General features: G+C 69.0%; 5 protein-coding genes and 1 pseudogene. 4 read left to right on the plus strand and 2 right to left on the minus strand.

Features of this window, described 5'->3' with window-relative positions; translation table 11 throughout:
* Nucleotides 1-125: 125 nt before the first annotated feature.
* Nucleotides 126-434, minus strand: a pseudogene (locus CSC64_RS13680) (IS110 family transposase); the annotation flags it as partial.
* Between the two features lie 237 nt (nucleotides 435-671).
* Here CSC64_RS13680 and CSC64_RS13685 point away from each other — a divergent pair.
* Nucleotides 672-1112 carry a DUF3237 family protein gene (locus tag CSC64_RS13685; protein ID WP_162435887.1) on the plus strand — a complete coding sequence of 147 codons (441 nt, stop codon included), beginning with the start codon at nucleotides 672-674 and terminating at the stop codon, nucleotides 1110-1112.
* A 128-nt stretch (nucleotides 1113-1240) separates the two neighbouring features.
* Nucleotides 1241-1666 (plus strand): CREC-EF hand family protein, encoded by a 426-nt coding sequence (locus CSC64_RS13690; RefSeq protein WP_162435889.1) that lies wholly within the window; start codon nucleotides 1241-1243, stop codon nucleotides 1664-1666.
* A 66-nt stretch (nucleotides 1667-1732) separates the two neighbouring features.
* Here CSC64_RS13690 and CSC64_RS13695 read toward each other — a convergent pair whose 3' ends face one another.
* Entirely contained in the window at nucleotides 1733-2092 is a 360-nt protein-coding gene (locus CSC64_RS13695; protein WP_162435888.1) for a DUF1428 domain-containing protein, read from the minus strand.
* 146 nt (nucleotides 2093-2238) lie between these two features.
* Here CSC64_RS13695 and CSC64_RS13700 point away from each other — a divergent pair, with 146 nt between their 5' ends.
* Both CSC64_RS13700 and CSC64_RS13705 read left to right on the plus strand, forming a co-directional pair.
* Nucleotides 2239-2442, plus strand: coding sequence for an MAPEG family protein (locus tag CSC64_RS13700; RefSeq protein WP_162435886.1), 204 nt, complete (start codon nucleotides 2239-2241; stop codon nucleotides 2440-2442).
* A gap of 91 nt (nucleotides 2443-2533) precedes the next feature.
* Nucleotides 2534-3736 (plus strand): COG3904 family protein, encoded by a 1203-nt coding sequence (locus CSC64_RS13705; RefSeq protein WP_238390050.1) that lies wholly within the window; start codon nucleotides 2534-2536, stop codon nucleotides 3734-3736.
* The last annotated feature ends 150 nt before the right edge of the window (nucleotides 3737-3886 follow it).

The following is a 3886-nucleotide window of genomic DNA, read 5'->3' on the forward strand; positions in this document are numbered from 1 at the left end:
AACGAGGAGCGACCCAAGAAGGCAATCGGCGGGCTCACCCCGGAAGCCTATGCCAAAACCCTGACCATCTCGGATACCCTAACCGCGGACTCCAAAGCCGACCGCTACTGAAAGCGGGGGGACGTCGCCGCCGTGGCGATCGCCTCGGCGTCGTTGCGGTCGTTCTTGGCGGTGCGGCTCTTGCGGAACGGGGCCACGAACTGGGCGGCCATCAGCTGCGGCTGCAGGCCGTGGTCCTGGCAACGTCGTGCCCAGTGGTGCGCACCGCTGCACGCCTCCATCGCCACAGCCGTACCGGCCGGCAGGTGCGGCAGCCACTGCCCGAACGCCGAACGGCCCAATTCGCGCCGCTCCTGCACGCGCCCGGCCGCGTCCACCGAGCACACCGCAAACACCTGTTTTGCCAGGTCTACACCGATGGTTATAGTGCGCATGGGAAGCTCCTCCTCCAGATATACCGATGGTGAGAACCATCATGGCCTTCGAGGCCGAGCGGTTGTCCGCAGGGATGGGGAGCTTCCTTTTTACTCATTCAAGCCGAACCCGCTTCGCAAGTCGGCTTAATTCAGCAACTGTCTTGAAGCATGCGGCTTAAGCCAGTGCCAAGGCCTCAAGACTGCTGGCGCAGACGGCTCCGGCAGCAAGTTCGCACTGATTAGGGGAAGCTATCCATGAGAGGCGAGAAGATCTACGAGTACAGTCTCGATGTAACGGGAGTGACCGATTACGGCATCACGCTAGAGGCTATTCTTTCGGGGCAAACGCCAGTCCCGCCGCAAGGGGTTCGCTTGGACGTAGCCTTCGAGGGGCGCGCGACAGGGCGATTGGCGGGGCGGGTGCATGGAGTCGACTTTACTCGGATGCGTGCAGATGGTCGGATAGATCTGGATATCCGCGCCGTCATAGAAACGGATGACGGCCACCGGATTGCCCTCTCCGCGGATGGGGTTGCCACGCCGCGGGCATCCGCGCCGGTCGCCGATCTTCTCGAGAATGTGGCGCTGACCACCGCCGCCTCCGGGTATGAGTGGGTCAATACGCGACAGGTTTGGGGCGTTGGCACCGTGGACTTCGCCGCTGGCAAGATTCATATCGAAGCCTACATGCAGTGATACCGCACCAGCAGGCTCGCTCCGAGGATCGAGGCCGCGTCCGGCCAGGCGCCTGGTGCCCGTCTGCCGAGTCGCGAAACGGTTCGGGCGATCCTATATGCTGCGCCGCTCACCCGGGAAACCCTGCCATGACTGCCACCGTCGTTCGACGCTCCGTTCTTTTGTCCGCCCTGTTCCTCGCGGCGCCCGTGGTCTGCGCCGAGCAGGCGCCGGCCGATGGCCCGAAGCCGCGCTTCAGCGCGCTCGACGTGAACGGCGATGGCGTGGTCAGCCGCTACGAATACGACGGCGATGCCGCCTTCGCGGCGATCGACGCCAATGGCGACAAGCGCATCTCCGCCGAAGAGCTGGCCACGTTCCTGGGCGATGCCAACCCGGCCGGTCCCACCGCGGCCGAGCGCATCGTGGTCGCCGACCTGGATGCCGATGGCGCGCTGGACCAGGACGAGGTCTACCGCGCCGTGGAAATGCGTTTCGAGGCGCTGGACCGCAATGGGGACGGCAACCTGGAGCATGAGGAGTTCGCCGCCGGCTTCGGCGTGCGCGCGCGCTAGCGCCGCAACCTCGACAACCACGCGCCCACCCACATCCGGCCGGGCTGGCGCGGGGCCGCCAGCGGCTCAGTGGCCCAGCTCGAACGCCGTGTCGAAGCCGCCGAAGATCATCCGCTTGCCGTCGAACGGCATCGGGTTGGCCGCCGGGTCCATGCGCGGGTCTTCCATCATCTTCTTGATGCCGGCGTCGCGGGTGGCCTTGTCCGGCCATTCGACCCAGGAGAACACCACCGTCTCGTCGTCGGTGGCCTGCACGGCACGGTAGAAGTCGGTGACCTGGCCACGCGGGACGTCGTCGCCCCAGCACTCCAGCACGCGGGTGGCGCCGAACTCCAGGAACATCGGGTCGAACTCGCGGGCGTGTGCGAGGAACTTCTCCCTGTTGGCGGTCGGGACGGCGAGCACGAATCCATCGACGTAGGGCATGGTGGGTCTCCTGGGAAGCGGGAATGGTTGCAGGCGATGTCGCCTGCATCGGCACGACGGGCCGGGGGCCGATGGATCGACATGGACGCACCGGCACCGGTGGCGCAAGCGTGCGCCGGCCCGCGTTCAGGACGCGGCAAGGCCGGGTGACGATCCGGTCCCCGCTGAGCGGCCGCGGCCGCGGCCGCGGCCGCGGCGGCGAGGCCAGTGCCCTGGGCGTGCAGCTGTACCTGTGGGCACGGCTGGTGTACGTGCCGCTGTACCTGTCCGGCGTTCCCTACGTGCGCTCGCTGGTCTGGGCCGTGGCCATGGCCGGCCTGGCGCTGGTGCTGTGGCCGCTGCTGCACTGAGGGGGCGCTTCGCGTTCATCGCCGGTTGGCGGGACGGGCGCTGCAGCGCCTAGACTGGACGCTGTTCCATTCCTGCGTGCCCGCTTCCGTGATGCCCATCCTGCGCGCCTGCCTGGCCCTGGCCTGCCTGTCCCTGCTGGCCGGCTGCGGCCGCGATGCCGTGCAAGAACCGGTGGCGCGGATCGAAACCCAGACCGTGGCCTCGCCGGAGGAGGGGGGCGCGGTCAGCCGCGCGCCGGTGGTCACGCCGGAGCAGCCTGCGCCCGTTGCACCGGTCGCACCTGCGGTGAAGGTGGCGGACTGGTCGCCGATCGAACTGGTGTCGGGCCAGGCCTGGATCGACTGCGGACTGGATTACCGCCAGGGCGACGGCGAGGTCGTGCCTTCGCCCTCGCGCGCCAACCTGCGCCACCTGCTGGAGCCGTGCCGCGCCGGGGACGTGCTGCGGCTGCGCTACCGCGGCAAGATCGCCAGCGACTTCACCGCGCTGGTGGAGCGGGTGACCCGGATCGCCGACAGCCTGGGCATCGGCAGCCGCGTGCTGGACCTGGATTCCACCGGCGGCCAGGTCGAGGACGCGATCCGCGCCGGCGACTTCATCGCCAACCACCGCTGGACGATCTGGGTGCGCGAGGACTCGCTGTGCCACAGCGCCTGCGTGTTCGTCCTGGCCGGGGGCGACAGCCGCCGCCTGGCCGGGCGCATCGGCATCCACCGCATCATCCGCCTCAGCTCCACCGCCACCAGTCGCACCGAGCTCAACACCGAGCTGCAGGCGGTGTACGCCACGGTCCGCGAGTACCTGGAACGCAACGGTGCCTCGCCGCTGCTGGCCGACGTGATGAAGACCGTGCCTAACCGCAGCCTGCGCCTGCTCACCGGCGAGGAACTGCGCATGTACGGGCTGGACGGCAACAACGCCGCGCAGGACGACCTGGACCGGGTGCGCCTGCTGGACAAGTGCGGCGACGACTTCATGCGCCGCCGCGATGCGTGGGTGCGCGCGTTCGAGGAACGCTGCCGCACGCAGGACGGGGTCTACGCGCTCAACGCCTGCGGCCTGCAGCTGCGGCGCGACTTCGGCTTCCCCGACGACGAATGCCCGGCGGAGAGTCCGCTGGCCGAGTTCAACGAATTGCCCGAGGCGTTGCCGGTGGAGGTGGCACCAGAGGTTCCGGTCGCGCCGCAGACCGGTGCGGCCCAGGCCGAAGTGGAGCAGGGCGCCCCCGCGCCCGCGCCGGCGGCTACGGCGGCGGAGCCGGGGGTGGAGGCGGCCGCGGGACACGGCGGGTGACCGGGCCGGTCGGCGCCCTTCTTCGCCGGGAGGGAGCAACCGGGCAAGCCCGCCCCACGTAGGGTCGGGCTTGCCCGGGTGCGCCCTCCCTGGGCCTTATACACAACTCCGAGGCCCCGGGACCCCTGAGTGAATCGTTGTACAGCTTTT

The sequence above is a fragment of the Pseudoxanthomonas koreensis genome, from assembly GCF_010093225.1.
Classification (GTDB): domain Bacteria; phylum Pseudomonadota; class Gammaproteobacteria; order Xanthomonadales; family Xanthomonadaceae; genus Pseudoxanthomonas; species Pseudoxanthomonas koreensis.

Coding starts and splice junctions, on each gene's coding strand:
- CSC64_RS13705 (WP_238390050.1), top strand. CDS start 2,534: ATGCCCATCCTGCGCGCCTGCCTGGCCCTGGCCTGCCTGTCCCTGCTG.
- CSC64_RS13685 (WP_162435887.1), top strand. CDS start 672: ATGAGAGGCGAGAAGATCTACGAGTACAGTCTCGATGTAACGGGAGTG.
- CSC64_RS13695 (WP_162435888.1), bottom strand. CDS start 2,092: ATGCCCTACGTCGATGGATTCGTGCTCGCCGTCCCGACCGCCAACAGG.
- CSC64_RS13690 (WP_162435889.1), top strand. CDS start 1,241: ATGACTGCCACCGTCGTTCGACGCTCCGTTCTTTTGTCCGCCCTGTTC.